The 23,383-nt window shown below is 63.1% G+C and carries 22 protein-coding genes and 2 pseudogenes; 7 read left to right on the top strand and 17 right to left on the bottom strand.

The features are described 5' to 3' along the window. Nucleotides 1–58: 58 nt before the first annotated feature. The 3 genes from pqqB to G5S35_RS24735 form a co-directional block, all read right to left on the bottom strand. Nucleotides 59–970: a pyrroloquinoline quinone biosynthesis protein PqqB gene (gene pqqB, locus G5S35_RS24745; RefSeq protein ID WP_183039823.1), complete on the bottom strand. Its 912-nt coding sequence runs from the start codon at nucleotides 968–970 to the stop codon at nucleotides 59–61. Nucleotides 971–1,063: 93 nt separating this feature from the next. After that, on the bottom strand, nucleotides 1,064–1,135 hold the full coding sequence (gene pqqA / locus G5S35_RS24740; protein ID WP_110327818.1) for a pyrroloquinoline quinone precursor peptide PqqA: 72 nt from the start codon (nucleotides 1,133–1,135) through the stop codon (nucleotides 1,064–1,066). A 256-nt stretch (nucleotides 1,136–1,391) separates the two neighbouring features. Then, on the bottom strand, nucleotides 1,392–2,261 hold the full coding sequence (locus G5S35_RS24735; RefSeq protein ID WP_183039822.1) for an NmrA family NAD(P)-binding protein: 870 nt from the start codon (nucleotides 2,259–2,261) through the stop codon (nucleotides 1,392–1,394). Between the two features lie 145 nt (nucleotides 2,262–2,406). Here G5S35_RS24735 and G5S35_RS24730 point away from each other — a divergent pair, with 145 nt between their 5' ends. From G5S35_RS24730 to G5S35_RS24705, 6 genes are all read left to right on the top strand, one after another. Continuing rightward, complete coding sequence (locus tag G5S35_RS24730) at nucleotides 2,407–3,339, top strand: LysR family transcriptional regulator (protein WP_074985331.1); 933 nt, start codon at nucleotides 2,407–2,409, stop codon at nucleotides 3,337–3,339. 149 nt (nucleotides 3,340–3,488) lie between these two features. Further along, nucleotides 3,489–5,321: an SLC13 family permease gene (locus tag G5S35_RS24725; protein WP_074985330.1), complete on the top strand. Its 1,833-nt coding sequence runs from the start codon at nucleotides 3,489–3,491 to the stop codon at nucleotides 5,319–5,321. Between the two features lie 102 nt (nucleotides 5,322–5,423). Next, the gene (locus G5S35_RS24720) at nucleotides 5,424–6,323 is read left to right on the top strand and encodes a LysR family transcriptional regulator (RefSeq protein ID WP_183039821.1); all 900 of its coding nucleotides are present in this window, start codon (nucleotides 5,424–5,426) and stop codon (nucleotides 6,321–6,323) included. Between the two features lie 121 nt (nucleotides 6,324–6,444). After that, on the top strand, nucleotides 6,445–7,119 hold the full coding sequence (locus G5S35_RS24715; RefSeq protein WP_074985327.1) for a histidine phosphatase family protein: 675 nt from the start codon (nucleotides 6,445–6,447) through the stop codon (nucleotides 7,117–7,119). A 55-nt stretch (nucleotides 7,120–7,174) separates the two neighbouring features. Next, a complete protein-coding gene (locus G5S35_RS24710; RefSeq protein ID WP_065059737.1) occupies nucleotides 7,175–7,939 on the top strand; it encodes an SDR family oxidoreductase in 765 nt (254 codons plus the stop codon). 37 nt (nucleotides 7,940–7,976) lie between these two features. After that, the gene (locus G5S35_RS24705) at nucleotides 7,977–9,221 is read left to right on the top strand and encodes an acyl-CoA dehydrogenase family protein (protein WP_183039820.1); all 1,245 of its coding nucleotides are present in this window, start codon (nucleotides 7,977–7,979) and stop codon (nucleotides 9,219–9,221) included. A 55-nt stretch (nucleotides 9,222–9,276) separates the two neighbouring features. On the opposite strand, the gene G5S35_RS24700 is transcribed toward G5S35_RS24705, so the two are convergent. The 10 genes from G5S35_RS24700 to G5S35_RS24655 all read right to left on the bottom strand — a co-directional run bounded on the left by G5S35_RS24700 (nucleotide 9,277) and on the right by G5S35_RS24655 (nucleotide 19,291). Beyond that, the gene (locus G5S35_RS24700; protein ID WP_183039819.1) at nucleotides 9,277–10,680 is read right to left on the bottom strand and encodes a DHA2 family efflux MFS transporter permease subunit; all 1,404 of its coding nucleotides are present in this window, start codon (nucleotides 10,678–10,680) and stop codon (nucleotides 9,277–9,279) included. A gap of 150 nt (nucleotides 10,681–10,830) precedes the next feature. Continuing rightward, on the bottom strand, nucleotides 10,831–11,982 hold the full coding sequence (locus G5S35_RS24695; protein WP_065059734.1) for a porin: 1,152 nt from the start codon (nucleotides 11,980–11,982) through the stop codon (nucleotides 10,831–10,833). Nucleotides 11,983–12,411: 429 nt separating this feature from the next. After that, entirely contained in the window at nucleotides 12,412–13,383 is a 972-nt protein-coding gene (speB, locus tag G5S35_RS24690) for an agmatinase (RefSeq protein ID WP_074985321.1), read from the bottom strand. Between the two features lie 12 nt (nucleotides 13,384–13,395). Then, nucleotides 13,396–13,923, bottom strand: a complete 528-nt coding sequence (locus G5S35_RS24685; RefSeq protein ID WP_065059849.1) for a helix-turn-helix domain-containing protein — start codon at nucleotides 13,921–13,923, stop codon at nucleotides 13,396–13,398. Nucleotides 13,924–14,227: 304 nt separating this feature from the next. Next, complete coding sequence (locus G5S35_RS24680) at nucleotides 14,228–14,926, bottom strand: DUF1989 domain-containing protein (protein WP_110327700.1); 699 nt, start codon at nucleotides 14,924–14,926, stop codon at nucleotides 14,228–14,230. A 40-nt stretch (nucleotides 14,927–14,966) separates the two neighbouring features. Next, nucleotides 14,967–16,217, bottom strand: coding sequence for a M20 family metallo-hydrolase (locus G5S35_RS24675; RefSeq protein WP_183039818.1), 1,251 nt, complete (start codon nucleotides 16,215–16,217; stop codon nucleotides 14,967–14,969). Beyond that, nucleotides 16,214–17,041, bottom strand: a complete 828-nt coding sequence (locus G5S35_RS24670; RefSeq protein WP_065059730.1) for an amino acid ABC transporter ATP-binding protein — start codon at nucleotides 17,039–17,041, stop codon at nucleotides 16,214–16,216. Before G5S35_RS24670 ends, G5S35_RS24675 begins: the two co-directional genes overlap by 4 nt. Next, the gene (locus tag G5S35_RS24665) at nucleotides 17,038–17,691 is read right to left on the bottom strand and encodes an amino acid ABC transporter permease (RefSeq protein WP_065059729.1); all 654 of its coding nucleotides are present in this window, start codon (nucleotides 17,689–17,691) and stop codon (nucleotides 17,038–17,040) included. Before G5S35_RS24665 ends, G5S35_RS24670 begins: the two co-directional genes overlap by 4 nt. Nucleotides 17,692–17,722: 31 nt before the next feature. Further along, on the bottom strand, nucleotides 17,723–18,385 hold the full coding sequence (locus G5S35_RS24660; protein WP_065059728.1) for an amino acid ABC transporter permease: 663 nt from the start codon (nucleotides 18,383–18,385) through the stop codon (nucleotides 17,723–17,725). A 51-nt stretch (nucleotides 18,386–18,436) separates the two neighbouring features. Beyond that, nucleotides 18,437–19,291: a transporter substrate-binding domain-containing protein gene (locus tag G5S35_RS24655; protein WP_065059727.1), complete on the bottom strand. Its 855-nt coding sequence runs from the start codon at nucleotides 19,289–19,291 to the stop codon at nucleotides 18,437–18,439. A 513-nt stretch (nucleotides 19,292–19,804) separates the two neighbouring features. On the opposite strand from G5S35_RS24655, the pseudogene G5S35_RS24650 reads away from it, so the two are divergent. Beyond that, nucleotides 19,805–20,137 (top strand): annotated as a pseudogene (locus tag G5S35_RS24650) (DUF3331 domain-containing protein); the annotation flags it as partial. 75 nt (nucleotides 20,138–20,212) lie between these two features. On the opposite strand, the pseudogene moaD reads toward G5S35_RS24650, so the two are convergent. The 4 genes and pseudogenes from moaD to G5S35_RS24630 all read right to left on the bottom strand — a co-directional run. Next, a pseudogene (gene moaD / locus G5S35_RS24645) lies at nucleotides 20,213–20,464 on the bottom strand (molybdopterin converting factor subunit 1); the annotation flags it as partial. A 62-nt stretch (nucleotides 20,465–20,526) separates the two neighbouring features. Next, on the bottom strand, nucleotides 20,527–21,069 hold the full coding sequence (locus G5S35_RS24640; protein WP_080180754.1) for a molybdenum cofactor biosynthesis protein MoaE: 543 nt from the start codon (nucleotides 21,067–21,069) through the stop codon (nucleotides 20,527–20,529). 73 nt (nucleotides 21,070–21,142) lie between these two features. Continuing rightward, nucleotides 21,143–22,246 carry a GTP 3',8-cyclase MoaA gene (moaA, locus tag G5S35_RS24635; RefSeq protein ID WP_074985313.1) on the bottom strand — a complete coding sequence of 368 codons (1,104 nt, stop codon included), beginning with the start codon at nucleotides 22,244–22,246 and terminating at the stop codon, nucleotides 21,143–21,145. A gap of 171 nt (nucleotides 22,247–22,417) precedes the next feature. Further along, nucleotides 22,418–23,329, bottom strand: a complete 912-nt coding sequence (locus tag G5S35_RS24630; protein WP_074985311.1) for a bestrophin family protein — start codon at nucleotides 23,327–23,329, stop codon at nucleotides 22,418–22,420. Nucleotides 23,330–23,383 lie beyond the last annotated feature (54 nt).

The raw sequence follows: 23,383 nt of genomic DNA, 5'->3' as shown, positions 1-23,383 counted from the left end.
GCTCAGCGCGCGCTGTAATCGGCGTAGTAGGGGATGCGTGACAGCCGCATCGCAATCATCAGATCTCGATGCTCATGCCGTCGAACGCGACTTCCACCTGGCGGCGCGCGAGTTCGGCACGCTCGGGCGAATCTTCATCGAGAATCGGATTCGTATTATTGATGTGCGTGAGAATCTTGCGCGCGTGCGGAAATTGTTCGAGCACTTCCAGCATGCCGCCCGCGCCGCTTTGCGCGAGATGGCCCATCTGTCGGCCCGTGCGCGTGCCCACGCCGCGTTGCTGCATTTCGTCGTCGGTCCAGAGCGTGCCGTCCACGAGCAGGCAGTCGGCCGCATGCATGCGTTCGAGCAGCGCGGCGTCCACTTCGCCGAGGCCAGGCGCGTAAAACAGCTTGCCGCCCGTGCGCAGATCTTCGATCACGAGGCCGATGTTATCGCCTTCATGCGGATCGTGACGATGCGGCGAATACGGCGGCGCGGCGCTACGCAGCGCGAACGGCGAGAAACGCAGATTGGGACACGCGGGAATCTGGAACGCCTCGCCCGAGACGATCGGGTTCCAGCGCAATCCGCCGTTCCAGTGCTGCAGCATGGTGAAAAGCGGAAAGCCCGTGCTCAGATCCTCGTGGACCATGTCGGTGCACCAGACGTCGTGCGGGCAGCCTTCGCGCAGGCTCAGCAGACCGGTCGTGTGATCGATCTGGCTGTCCATCAGCACGATGGCCGCGATGCCGGTGTCGCGCAGCGCGCGGTTCGGCTGCATCGGCGCGAAGCCCTGCAATTGCGCGCGGATGTCCGGTGAGGCGTTGCAGAGCACCCACGAAACGCCGTCGTCGGAAACGGCAATCGACGATTGCGTGCGCGCCTGGGCGCGAATGCGGCCGCTACGAAAGCCCGCGCAATTGGCGCAATTGCAGTTCCATTGCGGAAAGCCGCCGCCGGCTGCGGAGCCGAGAATTTGAATATGCATGCTTGATGAAAGGCGACGCCGCTGTGCGTGTCAAGCGCGTCAAGAGAAAAAGCCCCGGCGGGCCGGGGCTATCGTGACCGTCGATGCTGCGAATTAACGGTTCGAGATGTACATCGTGATTTCAAAACCGAGACGCAGGTCGGTATAAGCGGGCTTGGTCCACATGGCGGAACTCCTTTCGTTGAAACGGGTTGAACAGGCGGACGCCGGGTGAGCGAACACGAGCGCCATCCGCCTCACGCGCATCGTATCAAATTTGGGCACGATAACGCATTGAGGTTTGCAATTGGTGTTTTCCGCTACATGAAATGCCGCGAATTCCTCTGATTATTGCTATCTGAGCAAAAATAAGGGAATGAATTGCATCATTGCGCAATTCGACGAGATGGGGCGCGCGTTGTGAAATGTAAGAAGATCGAAGTCACGCTAATTGATCGCGCTCGCAAAGGCGTTGAATGACGGATTGCAATGTCACACGGCCTCTCCACGCTTGAATCGGGGCTTCGAATTTGATCCAGCCCTCGTTAAAGCCGTCGAGCATGCGCATGCGCGGCAGTGGATTGAGCATGCCCTGGGCGCGAAATTGCGCTTCCCAACTTTCACGCGGTACGCCGTGCGCGCGCACCGGTTGACCCAGCACTTGCGCGAAGGCGGCGGCGATCTCGTTCGGCGTCACGCGGCGTGGACCTTCGAGTTCGACCACGCGCGCGCCGTCCCACGTTTCCTGCAGCAACTGCGCCGCGACACGCCCGATATCCTCGGTCGCGACCATCGGCACAGGTTTGTCGAGCGGTTGCAGGAAGCTCGCGATCGTGCCCGATTCGCGTGCGGGCTGGACATCCCACGCGGCATTCTCGTAGAACCACGCCGCGCGTAGAAAGGCGACCGGCGAGGGCAGCGTGTGCAACGTGGTCTCCATCAGGCCGAGCTGCGTGAGCAGATTCGATTCGCGCGCCTGGGCGCCGATGGTCGACAGTACGACCACGCGTTCCGGTCGCGCCGCGCTCAACGCCACGCGCAGCGCCTCGATCGTGCGCTTCGATTCTGCGAAATCGGGCGAAGGATCGAAAACCGGCGGCAGCAACACGAATACGCCGCGCGCGCCTTCGAATGCGTGGCGCAGTGCGTTGGCGTCGTTCATATCGGCGAGCGCGATTTCGCAGCCTTGCGCCGCCCACGACGCGCCTTTTTCGGCGCTGCGCACGACCGCGCGCACCGCTTGTTGCTGGGCGATCAGCGTGCGCGCGAGTGCGCCGCCAACCTGACCTGTGATTCCCGTAATGGCGTACATCTGCATGCTCCCGTTCAGTGGTGCGAGGAAAGTGTTCGACGCTTCGAATTGTGGGCGCGGCGTGTGCGTTACACCATGACATGGAAGGCATGGGACTCATGACACAATGGCATCAATCCACGACGAGCGTGGCAGGAGATTCACGATGTCTTTCGACGAACGCATACTCAACGGCATGGGCGTGATGACGGCCATCGTCGACAGCGGCAGTTTCGCGGGCGCGGCCGAGCGCCTCGACATGTCGCAATCGGGCGTGAGCCGCTCGGTCGCGCGGCTCGAAGCGCGGCTCGGCATCCGCCTGTTCGATCGCACCACGCGCACCGTCACGCTGACCGACGAAGGGCGCCGGTTCTACGCGCAAGTGGTGCCGCTGCTCGACGGACTCGAAGACGCGGCGTCGGCGGCGGCAGGTGGGGCGAGCGCAGTGCGCGGGCGGCTGCGCGTGAATGTCGATCCGTTCTTTTCGAAGATCGTGCTGAGTCCGTGCATCGGCCAGTTCATCGAGCGTTATCCCGAACTCGACGTCGATCTCTTCACGCGCGACGCGCTCGGCGATATGGTGGCCGACGGTTTCGATCTCGCGGTGCGCTTCGGCGTGCCGCGTCCGTCGACGCTCATTGCGCGCAAGCTGCTGGACACGCGCATCGTCACGGCGGCGTCGCCGGCTTATCTGAAGAAGCGCGGACGCCCGCTCAAACCCGCAGATCTCGAACGCGAACCGCATCAGTGCATTCACTATCGCGACCCGGAAACGGGGCGGCCGTTCGTGTGGGAGTTTCACCGGCCGCGCAAGAAACTCGTGATTGCGGCGCGCGGACGGCTGATGGTGAACGATGTCTCGACCATGCACGGCGCGTGTCTGGCGGGCCACGGCATTGCGCAGATCATGGCGCTCGGCACGCAGCCGCTGTTCGACAGCGGCAAACTCGTCGATCTGTTTCCCGACTGGCCCGACGAGCGCTTTCCGCTTTACGCGCTTTATCCGTCGCGGCGTTTGCCGTCCGCGAAAGTGCGGGCGTTTCTCGACTTCATCGTCGGCATCACGGGCGCGACCTTGAAAGACGTGCCGTGGTATTGAACGGCCAGCTTTTCTCCAGACTTTTTAATCGCCTGAAATCTCCCGCTAAAACAATTACTTACTACCATTCGATTCACGCGCCGCGATAATCCGGCACACTCCGCGAAGCAGCGACAGACCGGCCAAACTCGACTCGCCTCGCGCTTAACGTGTCCACCGAACTCCTGATTACCGTTGGCAGTCTCGCGAGCGCCATCGCGATGTTCCTGATCGGCCGTCCGCGCGCGGATGCCGTGGCGCTCATCATGATCGTCGTGCTGCCGCTGGCGGGCGTGATCACCGTGCCCGAGGCGCTGGCGGGGTTCTCCGACGCCAATATCGTGCTGATCGCGGCGCTGTTCGTGCTCGGCGACGGACTAGTGCGTACCGGCGTCGCGCAGCGCGTGGGCGACTATCTGATTGCGCGCGGCGGCTCGAACGAAAAGCGGCTCGTGGTGCTGATCATGGCGGTGGTCGGCTTGATGGGCTCGGTGATGAGTTCGACGGCCATCGTCGCGATCTTCATTCCCATCGTATTGCGCATCGCGCGTCAATCGGGCGTGTCGCGCGCGCGTCTGCTCATGCCGATGAGCATGGCGGCGCTGACGAGCGGCATGCTCACGCTCGTTGCGACCACGTCGAATCTGGTCGTGAACAGCGCGCTCGTGCATCGCGGCCATCACGGTTTTGGCTTCTTCGAAATCACGCCTGTTGGCGTGCCGATCCTGCTCGCCTGCATTGCGTGGATGCTGTTCGCGAAGCGCCATTTGCGCGGTGCGGAACGCGGCACGACGCTCGTGCGCCCGACGATCAACGACTGGGTGCAGCGCTATTCGCTCGAAGGGCGCGCGTTTCGTTTGCGCGTGCGCGCGCATTCCGTGCTGGTGGGGCAGACGCTCGGCGAATGCGGGCTCGACGATAATCCCGACGCGCACGTGGTCGCCATCGAGCGCCGCGCGCGTATGGGCACGACGGTGCTGCTCGCGACTTCGGACAGCAATGTGGCGCCCAACGACGTCTTGTTGCTTGACGTGGAGAAAGAGGACTTCGACGTGCAGGCGTTCTGCACGCGTTTCGCATTGGTGCCGATGCGCATGTCGGGTGCGTATTTCACGGATCAGACGCATGACGTGGGCATGGCGGAAGTGATCGTGCCGCCCGATTCGAATCTCGTCGGCAGCGTGCCGCGCAGTTCGGTGGCGCTGCGTCGTCACGGCGTGACCGTGGTGGGTTTGCGGCGCGGCGACGCGCCGCTCGCGCGCAGCCTGCAAACCAGCAAGATCAAGGTCGGCGACACGCTGCTGGTGGTCGGGCCGTGGCTCAGTCTCTTCACGATGGATTCGGTCGAGCGCGACATCGTCTGTCTCGCGATGCCGGTGGAAAGCGAGGCTTTCGTGCCCGTGCCGCACAAGGCGCCACACGCGATTGCCTGTATGGCGCTGGTGATCGCGTTGCTGCTCACGCCGTGGGTGCCGAATGTGCTTGCGGGCCTGATCGGCTGCCTGCTGATGGGCGCCTTGGGCTGCGTGAGTCTCGACAGCGCCTATCGCGCGATTCATTGGCGCAGCCTCGTGCTGATCGTCGGCATGTTGCCGTTTTCGATCGCGCTGCAAAGCACCGGCGGTATCGACATGGCCGCCGATGCGGTGCTGCGCATTGCGGGCGGCTGGGGCGTGCATGGCTTGCTTGCAGCGATTTTCGTGCTGACGCTGGTGGTGGGCATCGTCATTTCGAGTACGGCGACCGCCGTGCTGATGGCGCCCGTGGTGATTGCGATGGCCGCGCATTTGCACGCGTCGCCGTATCCGTTTGCGATGACGGTGGCCGTGGCCGCTTCGGCGGCGTATATGTCGCCGGTTTCCACGCCTGTGAATTCGCTGGTGAGCACGGCGGGCGGCTATCGTTTCGGCGAGTTCTTTCGCGTTGGTTTGCCCGCTTCGCTCGCGGCGCTCGTGATCAACGTGCTGCTTGTGCCGTTGTTGTGGCCCGCGTATCTGCAGTGAGTGGAATAGTGCGGTGCGATTGACGGCAGCGCGCCGTGCCGGTTAGTCTCGTGCGAGCCCGAATAAAACCGTCTACGAGGCTGAGCCCCTGAGTTTGCACCCATGAGTCTGACGAAGATCGACCTCAATCTCTTCATTGTTTTCGAAGCCGTCTATCGCACGCGCAATCTCACGCGCGCGGCGGAACTGCTTTTCATCACGCAGCCTGCCGTGAGCAATGCGCTCGCGCGCATGCGCAAAACCTTCGGCGATCAGCTCTTCGTGAGCACGTCCGCGGGCATGATGCCGACGCCAGTCTCCGAAAACATCATCGGACGCGTGCGCGAGGCGCTGCAATTGCTCGATTCGAGCACGCATGCGGGCGAGCAATTCGATCCGGCCACGTCGCAGCGCACGTTCCGCCTGAGCATGAACGATCTCACCGAGGCCTTGCTGTTGCCTGCGCTCGAAGAAGTGCTGCAACGTCAGGCGCCGGGCATCCGCATCGAAAGTTATTTCACCACGCGCCGCGAAGTGCCTGAGGCGCTGGCGAGCGGTGCGGTGAATCTCGCGATCGATGCGCCGCTGATCGACGATCCGCAACTCGAACAGCAGGCGCTGGGCCAAGACCGTTATGCGTGTCTGCTGCGCAAGGAGCATCCGTTCACGAAGAAAAAACTCACGCTCGACGATTATCTGCAGCTCGGCCATATTCACGTGTCCAGCCGCAGGCAGGGGCCGGGTCTCGTCGATACGGAATTGAACAAACTCGGTTTGCGGCGCACGATTCAAACCCGCGTGCAGCATTATCTGGTCGCCCCGCTGATCGCCATGCGCACCGACCTCGTATTGACCGCGCCGCTCGCACTTTTGCGCCGCTACGACGCGCGTATTCTCGCCTTGCCGTTTGAATTGCCGGAACTCGAGTCGCATGGATACTGGCATCGCAGCGTGTCCGGTGATCCCGCGCATCGCTGGCTGCGTGAGCAGATCGGCCGACTCATGCGCTCGCGAAAACCCTGATTTTCGACGCACGGTGATGCGCCATGGTGTCACCAATGGTTATGAGCCGGTATAAATAGAATAAATTTCCTGAATGCCTCGCGGGCCGGTATCGTGACTGCCATGTTCAGACGAGGATGGCATGGCGGAACTCTATCTGGTGCGGCACGGACAGGCGTCGTTCGGCGCTGAAAACTACGACGAGCTTTCTCCTTCCGGGCGCACGCAATCGCGCTGGCTCGGCGAGTATTTCGCACAGCAGGCGCTGGAATTCGACCGCGTGGTGATCGGTACGATGCGTCGCCACGAGCAGACCGCCGACGCGATTCTCTGGGCCATGCGCGGACTGCGCACCGACGTCGTGCGCGACGCCGACCTCAACGAATACGATTTTCGCGCATTGTTTGCGGCGCGCGAACAAAGCGCGTCTACGTCTGATGCCGCGCCAGAAAGTTCGCCCAAAGACTTCTACAAAGCCCTCAAACAGACGCTGCATCTCTGGTCGGAAGACCGCTTGCCCGGCAAGCTGCCCGAAAGCTGGGCGCAGTTTCAGGCGCGTGTCGAACGCGCGCGTCAGGCGATTCAGCGCATGGGCCGCAAACGCGTGCTGGTCGTGAGTTCGGGCGGACCCATTTCCGTATTCACGCAGCAAATCCTGCAGGCGCCTGCCGCCGCCTCCATTGCGCTCAATATGCAGATCCGCAATAGCAGCGTGAGCCAGTATGTGTTCAACGAACAGGCCATGTCGCTCGTGAGCTTCAACGTCTTGCCGCATCTGGAGCAGACCGACCGGCGCGAGTTCGTGACTTACGGCTGATTCGCGTCGGCGTTGCGCCACGGAACGTATCCATTAACAATCATCGAGGTGAAGTGTGACGACGAATCTCTTCGACTTGACGGGAAAGATCGCGCTGGTGACCGGCGCGAGCCGCGGTATCGGCGAAGAAATCGCGCGCCTGTTCGCGGAACAGGGCGCGCATGTGATCGTGTCGAGCCGCAAGCGCGACGACTGCGAAACGGTGGCCCGTGCGATTCGCGAGGCGGGCGGCAGCGCCGAGGCGTATCCGTGCCATGTGGGCCGAATGGACGATATTCACGCAATCTTCGAGCATATTCGCGCAAAACATGGCCGGCTCGATATTCTCGTGAACAACGCCGCGACCAATCCGTATTACGGCCATATTCTCGATACCGATCTGGCTTCATTCGAGAAAACCGTCGAAGTCAATCTACGCGGCTATTTCTTTATGTCGGTCGAGGCCGGCAAGATGATGCGCGAAAACGGCGGTGGCGCGATCGTCAATACGGCGTCGGTGAATGCGCTGCAGCCCGGCGACAAGCAAGCGGTCTATTCGATCACGAAGGCTGCCATCGTCAACATGACGCGCGCGTTCGCCAAGGAATGCGGGCCACTCGGCATTCGCGTGAATGCTTTGCTGCCAGGGCTGACGAAAACGCGTTTCGCCGGCGCGCTGTTCGACAATCAGGCGCTCTATGAAGGCTTCTTGAAAACGATTCCGCTGCGCCGTCATGCCGAGCCGCGCGAAATGGCCGGAACCGTGCTCTATCTGGTGTCGGACGCCGCGAGCTTTACGACCGGCGAATGCATCGTTGTCGATGGCGGACAGACGATCTGAGCCGGTTGCGGCATGTCAGCCCCGCAAGGAGAATGAAATGGATTTTGCCTTTAGCCCGAAAGTCGACGCGCTGCGCACGCAATTGCGCGCATTCATGGACGCGCATATCGTGCCGCGCATTCATCAATGGCACGAGGAAGTGAATGCCGGAAAATATCCGGTTTCATTCATGGAGGCGCTCAAAGATAAGGCGCGCTCGGAAGGCCTCTGGAATCTGTTCTTGCCGCATCTGCGCGACGACGAACCGGGCACGCGGCTCACGAATCTGGAATACGCGCCGCTCGCGGAAATCATGGGGCGCGTGTCGTGGGCGTCGGAAGTCTTTAACTGCAATGCGCCGGACACGGGCAATATGGAATTGCTCCATATGTTCGCCACGCCCGCGCAGCGCAAGCAGTGGCTCGAGCCGCTGCTCGACGGCAAGATCCGCTCGGCGTTTGCGATGACGGAGCCGGCGGTGGCGTCGTCGGATGCCACGAATATCACGACGTCGATCCGGCGCGAGGGCAACGATTATGTGATCGACGGTCGAAAATGGTTTATCACGAATGCGGCGCATCCGAATTGCCAGCTGTTTATCCTGATGGGCAAGACCGATGTCGACGCGCCTACGCATCGTCAGCAAAGCATGATTCTCGTGCCGCGCGACACGCCGGGCGTGACGATTGTCCGTAATATTCCGGTGCTGAATCACGTCGCGCCCGAAGGCCACTGCGAGATCGAATTCAATGGCGTGCGCGTGCCGCGCGAGAATCTGCTCGGCGAGGAAGGCAGTGGTTTCGCGCTTGCGCAGGCGCGTCTGGGGCCGGGCCGCATTCACCACTGCATGCGCTCGATTGGCGCAGCCGAACTCGCGCTCGAATTGATGATCGAACGCGCGCAGTCGCGCACCGCGTTCGGCAAGACGCTGCTCGAGCACGGCACGGTCGCGGAATGGATTGCGAAGTCGCGCATAGAAATCGATCAGGCGCGCCTGTTCGTGTTGAAGACCGCGTGGATGATCGACAATGTGGGCGCAAAAGACGCGCGCAAGGAAATCTCCATGATCAAGGCGCTGGTGCCTGGCGTGCATACCGCCGTGTGCGATCGCGCGATGCAGTTGTTCGGTGCGATGGGGTTGACGCCCGATACGCCGCTCGCCGATAGCTGGACGTGGGGCCGCGCACTGCGTTTCGCCGACGGTCCGGACGAAGTGCATCTGCAAAGCATTGCGCGTATGGAAGTGAAGGCGCAGCGTCGAGAAAACGAAGGCGGCAATCCGTATTTGAAGCCTTCTGTATAGGGCGTGCGCGTTCAGGCATGAGGCGCTCCCTCATGCCTCGATCGCAAGCTTTCTGCTAGGACCGTTCGCGCGCGAGCACACGTTCGCCCGCATCGTGCGCGAGCATCACGCTATCGACGATCGCCAGCGCCGCCATGGCCGCGATCATGCCGAACGCAAGATGAAAGTCGGCGGCGCCCGGCGTGGCCTGCGGCGTGCCGTGCAGCAATTGCGCGACCGATAGCGCGAGCGCGCCAATCGCAATCCCCATCCCCGCATTCATCTGCTGCAGGACCGAAAAGAGCGTCGTTGCATGGCTCATTTGCGTTTGCGGCACGTCGGCGAAACCGATGGTGTTCATCGCCGTGAACTGCATCGAGCGCGTCATGCCGCTCACGAATAGCAGCGCGCATACGATCCAGCGCGGCGTATCCGCATTCAGCAACGTGAAGGCGGCGAAGCCCAGCGCCACCAGCACGCCATTGCCGATCAGCACCTGACGAAAACCGAACGTATTCATGATGCGCGTGGTCGCGGGTTTCATCGCCAGATTGCCGGCGAACAGCCAGAGCAATAACGTGCCCGCTTCAACCGCGCTATAACCGAACGCGAGCTGAAACATCAACGGCAGCAGAAACGGCGCCGTGCCGATGGCGATGCGAAACAGCGAGCCGCCGAGCGCCGTTACGCGAAACGTGGCGATGGAAAGCGGTGCGAGACCGAAGAGCGGATTCGCGGCGCGCTTGAGATGGAACGCGGAAATCGCCAGCAGTGCGAGGCCAGCCGCGAGCATGGCGAGCGCGAGCCAGCGCGACACATCCGCGCGGCTCGCCGCTTCGAGGCCCGACATGAAGAGGCCGAAGCCCGCGCCCGTGAGCACGAAACCGGTCACGTCGAACGGCGCGCGGCGCGCGTTCTCGTTGTCGACGAGCGCGAGGGCCGCGATCAGCGCCGCGATGCCGAGCGGCAGATTCAGCAGAAAGATCCAGTGCCAGCTCCAGTGCGTGCTGATCCAGCCACCGACGGGCGGACCGAGCACGGGCGCGACGAGCGCGGGCCACGTGAGGATCGCGATCGCGCGCACGATCTCTTCCTTGGGCGTATGGCGCAGCACGACGAGGCGGCCGACCGGCACCATCATCGCGCCGCCCACGCCTTGCAGCGTGCGCGCCGCGGTGAACGCAACCAGATCGCCGCTCGCGGCGCAGAGCAGCGAGGCGAGCGTGAAGATGACGATGGCGGCGCAGAACACGTTGCGCGCGCCAAAGCGGTCGGCCATCCAGCCGCTGATCGGAATGAACACCGTGAGCGCGACGAGGTACGCGGAGACGCCGATCGACAGATGTGCGGCAGCGGTGCCGAAGTCGCGCGCCATCATGGGCAGCGCGGTGCCGATCACGGTGGCGTCGAGGTTTTCCATGAAGAACACGGCGGCGACGAGCAGAGCGGTCGCGGTGCGGCGGTCGAGGGCGAGTCTCATAACGGGCGAAGGTCGACGGCATCGAGCGGTCGAGTATAGCCCGCATCGATCGGGCCCATCATGCAAAACCGCCCGAAACGCGGGGCGTTTCGGGCGGTTCGGGTACGACGCGAGTGGCCGGTCAAACCGGCGCAATCGTCGGCTATGCGCTTAGAAGCGGTGACGCAGGCCGAGGTTGACCATCGTCTGCGACCCCGTGCCGCTGTAACCGTACGAGCCGATCGAAGCCTGTGCTGCGACGACATTGCCGTCTTCGTCACGCGTGTTGCCGCTCGCGTGCTGGTAAGCCGCCGTCAGGTAGATGTCCGTGCGCTTCGACAGGTTGTAGTCGCCGCCCAGCGAGATCTGGTGGTAGTTCGCCGACGTGTCGCCGCTTGCGTGCGTGTAGCTGTAGCCCACGCCCAGCAGCAGTGCCGGGTTCAGCTGGTAGTTCACGAAGCCTTGCGCCGTGTTGTACTTCTGCGTGGTGTTGAACGCCGAGTCAGCATCAGCCGCGTATTGCGCGTTGCTGTAGCCAAGGCCCAGGTTGAACGAACCGACCGTGTATTGTGCGGCGATACGTGCGATCTGCAGCGAGTGAGCGGTCTGGTAACCGTTGTTGATCGCGCCGTCGAACGTGCCGTCCGAGGTGCTCGTCCACGTCGAGCGGTCGCCTGCGCTGTTGGCTGCGTAGAAGTAGCCGCCTGCGACTGCCAGCGGGCCGTTCGTGTACGAAACGGCTGCCGAGTACGACTGCTCCGAACCCGTCGAGCCGGCGACGCCGCCGAACGAGTACATCGTTTCCACTTGCAGGCCACGGTAGACCGGCGAGGTGTACTTGACTGCGTTGTTCACGCGGAAGCTGTTGTCGTAGTTGTCGACGTCGCCTGCGGTTGCGAACACCGAACCGAAGTAGTTGTCTTCGGTGATGCCTTGAACCAGGTCGATCAGCGGATCGTACTGGCGGCCGAGCGTAACCGTACCGAAGCGGTCGCTGGCGAGGCCAACGAATGCCTGACGGCCGAACATGCGGCTGCCTTGGCCCAGACCACCCGTCGACGGGTTAAAACCGTTTTCGAGCTGGAAGATCGCCTTGAGGCCCGAGCCCAGATCTTCCGAACCCTTCACGCCCCAGCGCGAACCCGACAGGTTGCCGGCGCTGCTGTTGCCGAGGGCCCACAGATTGTTGCTGCCGTCTGCGTGGCTGACGTAGGTGATCGACGTGTCGATCACACCGTAGAGCGAGACGCTCGATTGAGCGTGGGCGGCGCCGGCGATGCCGAACGAGGCCAGTGCTGCAAGAGTAAGGGCGCGTGATTTCATCTGTAACTCCGTTGTTGTTGTACGGCTTTTGAAACGAGAAGCGAAGGCTATCGCGTGCTCTCATTGATGCGCAAGCAATTAAAAAAGCCGTAGCAAATTTGTGACAACACGGAGAGAAAATTCATCCGAATACGTATGCGACGCCGCGGCGCGGATTAAGCCAACGTATTGAAATCGATGAAATAAATGGTAAGAAAAAAGCGTAGGCGGCACTCACTGCAAGTGATTTAACGCCGCATTTCAAGGGGTTTTAGACGCAGAAGAGAACCTTCGCGCCAGAAAAAAAGCCCCACCGGTCAGGCGGGGCTACAAAGCGTGGATAACTGTTTGAAACTCAAAACAGTTGACGCCATTGTATGGCATCAAAAAATCGTAATTAGTGCGGATTCAGCAATAGATTCATTCATAAATTGAACTGGCCGATGTGAATCAAGTGTGGTCGGCGCTTTCGGTGGCGTGGCCGCGCGCGAATAGACATAGCATTTCGTACATCAGTGTGGCCGCAACCAGCGCCGTATTGCCTGACGGATCGTAAGGCGGCGAGACTTCCACCACGTCGCCGCCCACCCAGTTCAAGCCATCGAGTCCGCGCAGCAGCGCCAGCGTTTCGCGCGTTGTCAGGCCGCCGATTTCGGGCGTGCCGGTGCCAGGCGTGAAGACCGGGTCCAGTCCGTCGACGTCGAGGGAAAGATAGACCGGCATGTCGCCCACGATGCGTCTGGCCTCGGCGGCGATCGCGGCAGGCCCGAGCGCCTCGAATTCCTCGATGAATACCACGCGCATGCCGTGGTCGAGCGAATAGCGCCAGCCTTCGTCGGTGTTCTGCGCGCCGCGTATGCCGATCTGGATCGTGCGCGTGGGATCGAGCAGGCCCGCTTCCACCGCGCGCCGGAAGGGCGCGCCGTGCGTGAATTTGGAGCCTTTGTACGCGTCCCAGGTGTCGGTGTGCGCATCGATATGCACGAGCGCGAGCGGCGTCTTTGCGGCCTGTGCCGCACCGATTGCCTGGAAGATCGGAAAGGTAATCGAATGGTCGCCGCCCGCAATCAGCGCGCGTTTTCCGGCGCGAAACACGGGCTCGAAGAATGCGCGGATATCGGCATGTGCGCGCTCGATGTCGTAAAGATGCTCGAACGGCACGTCGCCGATATCGGCCACGCGGCACGCCTCGAACGGATTGAAACGCGTGACGTGATGGATCGCGCGCATCATCGTCGACATATTGCGGATCTCGCGCGGGCCGAAGCGCGCGCCGGGCCGTGCCGTCACGCCGCCGTCGTAGGGCACGCCGGCGAGCGCGATGTCGTAGTCCTGCGGGTCGCGCGCGAACGGCACGCGCATGAAGGTGGGAATGCCGGCGAAACGCGGCATCTGCATCTGCGAGAGGTCGGTCTGGGTCATCGGCGCAAGCGCTCAGAAGGTCGGCGGCGTGTTGATCCACAAGACGCGCGTGACGGTGTCGCCGGGATTGCGATAGCTGTGCGGCTCGGTGCTCGGGAAGTAGAACGAGTCGCCGGCCTGCAGACGCCAGGTCTCGTCGCCGAGCGTGAGTTCGAGTTCGCCATCGAGCACGTAGCCGAGTTCCTCGCCTGCGTGGCTGATCTGCTCGTCGCTGCGCGCTTGCGGTTCGAGCACGTGAATGTCGCCTTGCAGCAGACGTCCCGGTCCTGGCACGACGAGGCGTTCGAGCACGATCGTCTGTTGCGCCGAGCGCCCGCGCGCGCCCTGCGCAGCGGGAAAGCGCACGGCGGGCCGCTCGCTCGCGCGCTGCACCGGCGAGGCCGATGCAACCGGACCCGAGACCAGCGCCGCGACGTTGGTGTCGAGCGCCAGCGCGAGCCGGTGCAGCGTGGCGAGCGACGGCGTGGCGTGGCCGCCTTCGACTTTCGACAGCAGACTCTCCGAGCAGCCCGCCTGTTCCGCGAGCGCCTTGAGCGTCATCTGCTGCACGAGGCGCGCGTGGCGCAGTCGCGTGCCGAGCCCGTCGGTGCCCGTGGACGCGGCGGCCGTGGCCGTTTTGACCGCTGTTTTGCGGGCGGTTTTCGCGGCCGCTTTCACAGCGGCTTTCTGCGCCGGCTCAGCAGTGGCGACGGCGCCGGCGGCGGCGCGCGTACTCGTGCCCGCGCGGGAAGGACGGGCGGTGCCCGTCGAGGAAGAACGTTTGTCGTTGGCCACGTGTGTGTTTCCGTCGATCGGAGAGATCAGGGCGACGGCAACGTCGCCACTATCACCGGCATAGCGTGTGTTACGCGAACACCGTGAACTCGACTTCGAGCGGGTTGAGCGCGTTGATCGGAATGATATCCTGCGGGCACGCCGACATCGCCACCACGCAATCCATCACCGCCTTGATTTCCACGTAATCGCCGGCCTTCGAAACGGGCGGCAGCCAGTCGATCGAATAATCGGGCTTCACGGGAATGTTCATCCACAGGTTGAACGGCTGCGGCACTTCACGCGTGCGCAGACCGATGGCCTTGAGCGCGAGACGCAGATTGTCGGCGCAATTGTCGTGATACCCCTCCACGCCGAGATTGCGATAGCGATACAGATCGCACGCGGCGATCAGCGTGTCGTGCACGCCGGGCGAGGTGTCGGTCACGAGTTCGGCGATCGGGCGGCGCTGGTTGGTCACGAGCGGATCGCCCGGCTGCGGAATGATCTTGTCGAGATACGCGCGCGTGTGTTCGAACGAGAGGAATTCGTTCAGATGCTGCGCGTTGAAGATCCACGTATCGCAGACCTGCGTGCCGTGCGGATTCGCGATGCGAATGGTTTGGCCCGCCTTCACGCGCACGGCGCGGCCGCAGCGCGCGGGGACGGTGTAGGTCTTGCCGAGCTCGGGCGTGCCATCCGCCGAAATCGGCTCGTGCAGCGTGGCGTTGATGCCGTTCTCGGTGCCGTTGTCGTCGGCGTGCGTGGCGGTGGATGCGGGGAAATTCATAGGGACTCCTGGTGTGGTGCGGGTGAAGTGGGTCAATCGCTCAGGCATTGCAGAGCGTGGTCAAACTGTGGGCGAGCGCGCGGGCGCCCAGCACGAGGTGATGCGGATGCGTGGCTTCGACCGGGTTATGGCTGATGCCGCCGATGCTCGGCACGAACAGCATCGCGCTCGGACAATGGCCGGCGAGATACATGGCGTCGTGAAACGCGCCCGACGTGAGCCGCGTGGCGGGCGCATCGAGCGCCTGGCAGGCGGCGTCGAGCGTCGCGAGCACGGCCGCGTCGAAAGCAACGGGCGCGTGCGAGAACAGCGCTTCGAGGCGTGCTTCGTGGCGCTTCGCGAGCGCGTGCACGGCGTCGTCGAAGGCGTCGAGCACGGTGGAGTCGGGGTGGCGGAAATCCACCGTGAAACTCACGTTCGAAGGAATCGTGTTGATCGAATTCGGCTCGACGTTCCAGCGGCCGAAGGTGACGCGCGTGTGCTCCGCGCCCAGGCGGCGCGCGATGCCGTCGAGTTCGGCGTGCAGCGCGAGCGCGAGCGTCATCGCATCGCGGCGCAGCGGCATGGGCGTGGTGCCCGCGTGGGCCGCCACGCCGGTGCAATGAAACGCGTACCAGCGCACGCCCTGAATGCCGCTGACGACCGCGAGCGGCAGGTCCGCATTCTCGAGTTGCGGGCCTTGTTCGATATGCAATTCGACGAAGGCGTGTGCGGCTTCGCGCGCTGCGTGCGCGGCGAGTTCGGGAAATGCCTGCTGATGGGCGTCGAGCGCTTCGCGCAGCGTCACGCCTTGCGCATCGCGCGCGTCGAGATAGCGCGCCATGCGCGCCGGTTCGACGAACGCGCTTGAACCCATCGCGCCCGGCGCGAATCGCGTGCCTTCCTCGTTGGTCCAGATCGCGACTTCGAGCGGACGGCGCGTTTGCGCGTTCGCATCGTTGAGCGCTTCGAGCACTTCGAAACCCGCGAGCACGCCATAGCAGCCGTCGAGCTTGCCGCCCGAAGGCTGCGTGTCGATATGGCTGCCGGTGACGACGGGCGCGAGCGCTTCGGTGCCCGCGCGCCGGACGAACAGATTCGCGCACGCATCGACGGACACCGTGCAGCCGAGCGCATGCGCGCGCTCGATCAGATAACGGCGCGCGTCGAGATCGTCGGCGCTCAGGGCGGGGCGGTTCACGCCGCCGTCGTCGCGCGCGCCGAACGACGCGAGCGTTTCAACGGCGGCGAGCAAACGCTCGGCATCGACGTGCTGCGCGACACGGGTCGCGAGTTCATGCGGCGCGTTCACGATGCGGCTCCTTGCGCGGCGAGCGCGGGTTCGGCGGCGAACGTCAGGCTGCGTTCGAGCCACGGTTTGAGAAACTGCTGCAGGCGCGGGGTGCGCGTGTTGCCGAACAGTTGCGCGGGCGGTCCCGCTTCGACGATCGCGCCCGCTTCCATGAACACGACCTTGTCGGAGATCTTCGCGGCGAAACTCATTTCGTGCGTGACCATCACCATCGTCATGCCGTCCTGCGCGAGCGAGCGGATCACGTTGAGCACTTCTTCGACGAGTTCGGGATCGAGCGCCGAGGTGGGTTCGTCGAGCAGCATCACTTCCGGCTCGATGGCGAGCGCGCGCGCGATGCCCACGCGCTGCTGCTGGCCGCCCGAGAGGCTCGCGGGCCAGGCGTCGGCCTTGTGGCCCATGCCCACGCGTTCGAGCGCCTTGCGCGCTTTCTCGCGGGCGTCGCGCTTCGGCATTTTCTTCGCGAGCACGAGCGGGGCGGCGACGTTGTCGAGCACGCTCATATGCGGCCACAAATTGAATTGCTGAAACACCATGGCCACGGGGCGGCGCACCTCGGCGATGCTCGCTTCGCTGTCACGATCGCGCGGCGTGCGGCCCGAGGAGCGATAGCCGAGCAGCTGGCCCTTGATCCACACTTCGCCTTCGTCATAGGCTTCCAGAAAATTCATGCAGCGCAGGGCGGTCGTCTTGCCCGAGCCGGACGGCCCGATCAGCGTGACGATTTCGCCGCGCATGATGTCGAGGTCGATGCCCTTGAGCACGCGATTTGCGCCGTATGACTTGCCGACGGCGCGCAGCTGGAGAATCGGAAGAGCGCTCATGAGGTCTTTCGCAGAAAGGGAATGCGTGCCGTCGCGCGCTGTGCGAGCAGCGAGACGGCCTGGGTCAGCAGCCAGTAGCACGCGATCAGCAGCGCGTACGGGCCGATATACGTATAGGTCGAGGCGACCACGTCGCTCGCCGTCATCGTCAGTTCGGGCACGGTGATGATCGACGCCACCGCGCTTTCCTTGATCACGAGAATCGTTTGATTGGCGATGAGCGGCAGCGCGAAGGCGAGCGCCTGCGGCAGTTCGATCGCGCGGAACGTGGCGCGCCGGCTCACGCCGAACGCGGCGGCCGCTTCGAGCTGGCCGCGCGGCACGCTGGCCCACGCCGTGCGAAAAATCTCCGCAAAATAGGCGCTGGCGTAGAGCGCGAGCGAAACGACGGTGGCTTCCACGGCGCTCATTGTCACGCCAATCATTGGCAATCCGAAATAGACGATGACGAGTTGCGAGAGATACGGCGTGCCGCGAATCAGCCAGATGAATGCGCCATACGGCAGCGCGAAGGCGCGTCCGAACGCGAGGCGCAGCGCATTGAGCGCGAAACCGGCCACCATGCCGATGAGCGCGGCGAGCACGCTGACTTCGAGCGTGACGGCCGTGGCGGCGGCGAAGCGGGGAACGAGGGCAATCAGCGAGTCCATGGGGGCATCCGTGCAGACGATCGGTGCAGACTTAAGCGCGCCGCGCCGTGCGGCGAGCGAAGACATGGCCTGCGCAGGCGAGCAGCGAGGTGATCGCCAGATAAAAGACGGCCGCGAGCGAATAGACTTCCAGCGGCCGATAACTCGACGACGAGAGTTGCTGACCCACGCGCATCAGGTCCGTCACCGAGATCACCGAGACGACCGCCGATGCCTTGACGATGTCGATCATTTCGGAAACAAGTGCGGGCAGCGTGGCGCGCACGACCTGCGGCACCTCGATATGCCAGAGCACCTGGCGACGCGTGAGGTTGAAGGTGAGCGCGGCCTCGATCTGGCCGGGCGCGATGGCGCGAAAACCCGCGCCGAGAATCTGCGATTGATAGGCGCCCGTGTTGAGCGAGAGCCCGATCGCGGCGGCCACGACGCCCGGCAGTTCGATGCCGAGCGCCGAGGGCACGTAGTAAAACACCAGCAATTGCGCAAGGACCGGCGTGCCGCGCAGCACGCTCACATAGACGCGTGCGACGCCGCGCAACAGGCGGCTGTGGCTCACCGACATGGTGTAGACGAACACACCGACGAAGAAGCCGCAGCCCACGGCGACAGCCGACAGCCAGAGCGTCGTCAGCGCGCCGTCGAGAAGCTGCGGCAGATAGCCGGCGCAGCGCGTGAGCAGATCGGGTGCGTTCATGTTGCGCGAGGTCCGGTAAATCGTGGGTGAAAACGCGGGATGAAACGTGACTTAAAGCGTCGGAGCGGGCAGCGCGTCAGCGGGCACGTCCATGGTCGAGCCGAACCACTTCTCCTGCAGCTTCTTCATCGTGCCGTCCTTGTTTGCGCGGGCGATGCCGTCGCTAAAGAGCTTGAGCAGCGCGGCGCTGTCTGCGTCTTTGCGTGCAACCCACGCGAAGTAGCTCTTCGGGCCGATGGTTTGCGGCAGCAGCGTGAACACACCCGGACGCGACTTCATCAGCGGCCCGAGATTCGCGACCGATTGCGCAACAGCGTCGAGACGGCCCACCGCGAGGTCCGCATACGCTTCGTCGAACGACACGTATTGCTTGATCTGCTTGATGCCGGGGCCGCCTGCTTCCTTGAGCTTCTTGTCGAGCGCGACGAGCGCCTGCAATTGCGCGGAACCCGTTTGCGAGCCGACCACCTTGCCGTTCAGATCGTTCGGCGATTTGATGGCGCTTTCGTTCGCACGCAGCAGCACGCCCGTCGTGGCGTCCGCCACCGGCAGCGTGAAGGCGAAGTGATCGGCGCGATCCTTGTTGACGGTGACGGCGGTCACAACGATGTCGAAACGCTTCGCGTCGAGGCCCGGCAGCAGGCCCTGAAACGGCAGATCGAGCTGCTTCACCTTAACGTCGGGAAGCGACTTGAGCACATAGGCCATGAGGTCGGCGTCATAACCGACGATCTTGCCGTTATCGACATATTCGAACGGTGCGTAACGTGCTTCGGTCGCGACCGTGATTTCCTTGTTCGATTTGATGCGCGCGAGCAGATCGTCCTGTGCGAGCACGGGCGCGGCGGCGGCGAGCGTGAAGACGCCGCTCAGGGCGAGGACGAAACGGCGGACTGACTTATGCATGATGTTCCCTGGAAGACCGTGGCGAGTGGTGAAAGTGACAGGAATCGTATTCAAGTAACTTGAATGATGTTCAATTAGCATGATGCGTGCCAGCGGCTGGAAACGCCGCTGCACAAGGCGGGGGGCGAGAAGGTGCGGACGCCGCGTGCACCGCGAGCGTGAGCGATGCCGTGATGTGCACCGCATAAAAGGCACGATGCACCGTGATGGGGATGCGGGCGGTGCGGAAACGTGCTTGGCGGCGGCAAGCGCGTGAAACGCGCGAAACGGTGCGCTGCTAACGACGCCGGTGTGTGAGGATTTCGATAAGAGAGCCGGGGCCGGGCGCGTTGCTCAGGCCGGCTTCTGCCCGATGGATATTGACCGATTCATCGTATCGGTTTGAAATGGCTCATTTCCATGCATCGAGTGCTAGCATGGAAATGAATCGGGGATCGTTCCGTGCTCAATAAAAGAATCGTAATACGGTATGAATTAAACAGATAAACCCCCGTCTTTCAGGAGAGGCACACGATGCGAGAACTCAGCGGCGGCAATGCGTGGCAATACACGCTCAATCTGCTTAGCGGCGGCCCGGTTCCTCACGGTCATGCGGTGCGCGCTTCGCGTCGCGCGTGCGCCAGTCGAGCCGCGCGGATCGATCCTTCCATCGCGCGGCCCGTGCCCGCCTTGCGCGCGCATTTTGCGTTTGTCGAAGCGTGGTCGGACAACCTGATTTCGGTATCGTGGAGCGATCCCACCAGCGGGCGTTATGCGGAACAGCCGTGGCGGCTGTGCATCGCGAGAAAGCGTGGGCTGTGCGCGCTCACGGGCGCGCCGATTCAGCGCGGCGACAAGATCTATCGGCCTTTTACGCGCGGTGTGGCGCCGATCAACGCGGACTGGGCTGTGCTGGCTTCCGCGCTCGACCCGTCGCTTATCCCCCGTCACGGGAGGGAAAAACGCAATCTCGCTGTCCTGCCTGACCACGAAGTCGTTGCTGACCATTTCGTGATTCACCGCCACGCGTACCGGCCGGGCGCTGTCGAGTGCTTCGGCCGCGCCTGCGCCGCGTTGCCTGAGTTGTTTGCGCAGCGCGTCGATGGTGATCGGTGTGTCGTCGACTTGCAGTGTTTCTTCGGACACGCCGAGTGATTCGCGAATGCTCGCGAAATATTTAATGGTGAGTTGCATGAATAGTGTCCTGATGCGCAATCGTGCGAGGGAATGTTCAACCGTGTTGCGATAAACGGATTTCATCCCCAGCGAAGCATGGCCTGCTCGTCCTGGCTTTTCGCTTCGACCCAATGCGATTCGCCATCGCGGCAGATTTCTTTTTTCCAGAACGGCGCGTGCGTTTTCAGAAAATCCATGATGAATTCGCAGGCTTCGAATGCGGCTGCGCGATGCGGCGAAGCCACCACGACGATCACCACCGGAAGACCGAGCGCAATACGTCCTATCCGGTGCACGATCTTCACCGCATCCAATGACCAGCGCGCCGCCGCTTCCTCGACGATGCTCCAGAGCGAATGCTCGGTCATACCCGGATAGTGCTCGAGTTCTAGCGCGACAATGTCGTCGCCATCGCCGCTATTGCGCACGATGCCGACGAAATCCACCACGGCGCCCACGTTGGGGTTACGCATGATCGGTGTGACTTCCGCCGCCACGTCGATGGGTGCGTGCTGCACGCGCACTTCAAAGCCAGCTGCAATGCCGCTTGCGAACAAGCGCAGATCTTCAGCCGGCGGTTTTTCATCGGCGTGCCGCTCGTCTCGATCCGAAGGCTGTGTCATTGCGTTATTTCCTCTGGGGTCCTCGATACGTCCGCGATGGGGGATTCGTGAGGCGCAAAGCGGCGCGCGCGGTTCAGCCGCCAACCAGCGACATGCGCACGGTGGGCCAGCTCTTGCCCGTACCGGCGCGGCGGCGGTCGGCGTTCAATTCCGAATAGCGGTCGTCGCGGGCGTTCCAGCGCGCGTGAATGGCGTCCTGCAAGTGCTCGCCGGGCACCGCTTCGCCGAGCCACGGTTTGAGATCCGCGCCTTGCGTCGCGAACAGGCAGGTATAGAGCTGGCCGTCCGCGGACACGCGGGCGCGCGAGCATTGCCCGCAAAACGGCTCGGAGACGCTGGCGATGAACCCCACCGTGCCTTGGCCGTCCACGTGGCGATAATCGACCGACGTGGCGGCGGCATCGGCACGATCGGCAGCGACGAGCGGAAATGCCGTTTCGACGATCGCGCGCATCTCGTGCGCTTTCAGGACCGTGGAATTCGACCAGCCCGCCGCGCCGCCCACATCCATGAATTCGATAAAGCGCAGCGCAATATCGCTACTTTTGAAATGCTGCACGAGCGGCAGAATCTGATTGTCATTCACGCCGCGCTCGATCACCGTGTTGACTTTCACCGGCGCGAGGCCCACAGCCTGCGCCTGTTCGATGCCGTCGAGAATGCGCGCGACGGGCAGATCCACGTCGCTCATGCGGCGGAATACGGTGTCGTCGAGCGCGTCGAGGCTGACCGTCACGCGCGAGAGGCCCGCGTCGCGCAAACCGCGCGCACGCGCGGCGAGCAGCGAACCATTCGTCGTCAGCGCGATATCGAGCGGCTTGCCGTTGAGCGTGGTGAGTCGGGCGAGACGTTCGATGAACGTTTCGAGTCCGCGTCGCAACAGCGGTTCGCCGCCCGTGATGCGGATTTTCTCGACGCCGAGCGCAACGAATGCCTGCGCGATTTTCATCATCTGATCGAACGAGAGCCGCTCGGAAGCGCGCAGAAAACGATAGTGCTCGTCGAAGACCTCGCGCGGCATGCAGTAGGTGCAACGGAAATTGCACTGGTCGATCACGGAGAGGCGCAAATCGCGCAGCGGCCGGTCGTGACGGTCTCGTGCCGCAGCGGCGGACGCATCGACGGGGCGGGCAGTCACGGCGGATTGGGCGGTAATAGCTTCGGCGACGGCGTTCACGATCGGTTGGGGTAGGGCGAAAAGGCGATTGGAATACGTCGATAGGCTCCATCAGCGGTCAATTGGAGCGATATCGCGAGCGTGTGTGCAGCATAGTGCCGCGGGCGCACGACGCTGGTGCACAGTCGGTGATGGAACGCAGCAGTACAGTTGGGCCGCGAGGGCGAACCCTCAGGTCAATTGATAGGGACGGACTGGCGCAACCGGCTCGGGCAGGGCGCATCCGCAGAGTTCCAGCACGGAGCGCTCGATATTGCGCGACATGGCGTCGAGGGCGAGCGCATTGGGCGTCAGGCTGAATGGATCGGCAACTTCGCTGGCAATGGCTTCGAGCGCAATCAGCGTGTAGGAAATGAATACGCACAGCAGCGGCGTGAAGAATTCCGTGGAGTCGACCAGCCCGAACGGCAGCAGCACGCAATACGCGTAGACCGTGCGATGCAGCAGCACGTTGTACGCAAACGGAATGGGCGTGGAGGCAATGCGCTCGCAACCGCCCAGCGACTTGCCGAGTTCGGCGAGTTGCGCGTCGAACATCCACAGACGCGTATCGGAGGCGTGAAGGCGATGTTGGCCGATCGCCAGTTCATGCCGCATGTCGTTGAGTATCGACATGGGTTTATAGCACTGGCCGCTCAGCGCATCGGCCCGTTCGCGTCCAAGCAGGCGCAAAAGATCCTGCGAGGGATCGGAACCGCGTAATTCGTGTTTGAGCGCGTAAATGAAGGCAATCAATTGCTGCGCGATGCGTTGGGCGTCGGCGCGCTCCGGCACGTAGCAGAGCATTTGCGACGTGAGCGTGCGGGAAGCGATCAGCAGATTGCCCCAGAGATGGCGCGCTTCGTTAAAGCGTTCGTAACTCGCGTTATTGCGAAACGCGAGAAAGATCGCGAGCGCTACGCCGAATAAGGTAAACGGCGCCGTATTGAGCGGAATCTTTTCGCCGAACACGCGCCCGTGCGTGAAGACGGCGAGGGTGCTGACCACGGCCATGAAAATCAGCTGCGGAATGATCGACGAGAGTACCGAGCCGTTCCAGATGAACAGCAACCGGAACCAGTTTTCGCGCGGTCGGACAATCATGATGCTTGTTTATTATGGACACGATGCGGATGCCGCGCGCGCCCGCGCAGTTTT

This window comes from Paraburkholderia tropica (assembly GCF_014171495.1).
Classification (GTDB): Bacteria; Pseudomonadota; Gammaproteobacteria; order Burkholderiales; family Burkholderiaceae; genus Paraburkholderia; species Paraburkholderia tropica.
This window is presented reverse-complemented; position numbering and strand designations above follow the sequence as displayed.

Bases quoted from the DNA above. Each gene is read 5' to 3' on its own strand.
- pqqB (WP_183039823.1), bottom strand. From the start codon at position 970: ATGCATATTCAAATTCTCGGCTCCGCAGCCGGCGGCGGCTTTCCGCAA.
- G5S35_RS24735 (WP_183039822.1), bottom strand. From the start codon at position 2,261: ATGTACGCCATTACGGGAATCACAGGTCAGGTTGGCGGCGCACTCGCG.
- G5S35_RS24730 (WP_074985331.1), top strand. From the start codon at position 2,407: ATGTCTTTCGACGAACGCATACTCAACGGCATGGGCGTGATGACGGCC.
- G5S35_RS24720 (WP_183039821.1), top strand. From the start codon at position 5,424: ATGAGTCTGACGAAGATCGACCTCAATCTCTTCATTGTTTTCGAAGCC.
- G5S35_RS24715 (WP_074985327.1), top strand. From the start codon at position 6,445: ATGGCGGAACTCTATCTGGTGCGGCACGGACAGGCGTCGTTCGGCGCT.
- G5S35_RS24705 (WP_183039820.1), top strand. From the start codon at position 7,977: ATGGATTTTGCCTTTAGCCCGAAAGTCGACGCGCTGCGCACGCAATTG.
- G5S35_RS24700 (WP_183039819.1), bottom strand. From the start codon at position 10,680: ATGAGACTCGCCCTCGACCGCCGCACCGCGACCGCTCTGCTCGTCGCC.
- G5S35_RS24695 (WP_065059734.1), bottom strand. From the start codon at position 11,982: ATGAAATCACGCGCCCTTACTCTTGCAGCACTGGCCTCGTTCGGCATC.
- speB (WP_074985321.1), bottom strand. From the start codon at position 13,383: ATGACCCAGACCGACCTCTCGCAGATGCAGATGCCGCGTTTCGCCGGC.
- G5S35_RS24685 (WP_065059849.1), bottom strand. From the start codon at position 13,923: ATGACGCTCAAGGCGCTCGCGGAACAGGCGGGCTGCTCGGAGAGTCTG.
- G5S35_RS24680 (WP_110327700.1), bottom strand. From the start codon at position 14,926: ATGAATTTCCCCGCATCCACCGCCACGCACGCCGACGACAACGGCACC.
- G5S35_RS24670 (WP_065059730.1), bottom strand. From the start codon at position 17,041: ATGAGCGCTCTTCCGATTCTCCAGCTGCGCGCCGTCGGCAAGTCATAC.
- G5S35_RS24665 (WP_065059729.1), bottom strand. From the start codon at position 17,691: ATGGACTCGCTGATTGCCCTCGTTCCCCGCTTCGCCGCCGCCACGGCC.
- G5S35_RS24660 (WP_065059728.1), bottom strand. From the start codon at position 18,385: ATGAACGCACCCGATCTGCTCACGCGCTGCGCCGGCTATCTGCCGCAG.
- G5S35_RS24655 (WP_065059727.1), bottom strand. From the start codon at position 19,291: ATGCATAAGTCAGTCCGCCGTTTCGTCCTCGCCCTGAGCGGCGTCTTC.
- G5S35_RS24640 (WP_080180754.1), bottom strand. From the start codon at position 21,069: ATGACACAGCCTTCGGATCGAGACGAGCGGCACGCCGATGAAAAACCG.
- G5S35_RS24630 (WP_074985311.1), bottom strand. From the start codon at position 23,329: ATGATTGTCCGACCGCGCGAAAACTGGTTCCGGTTGCTGTTCATCTGG.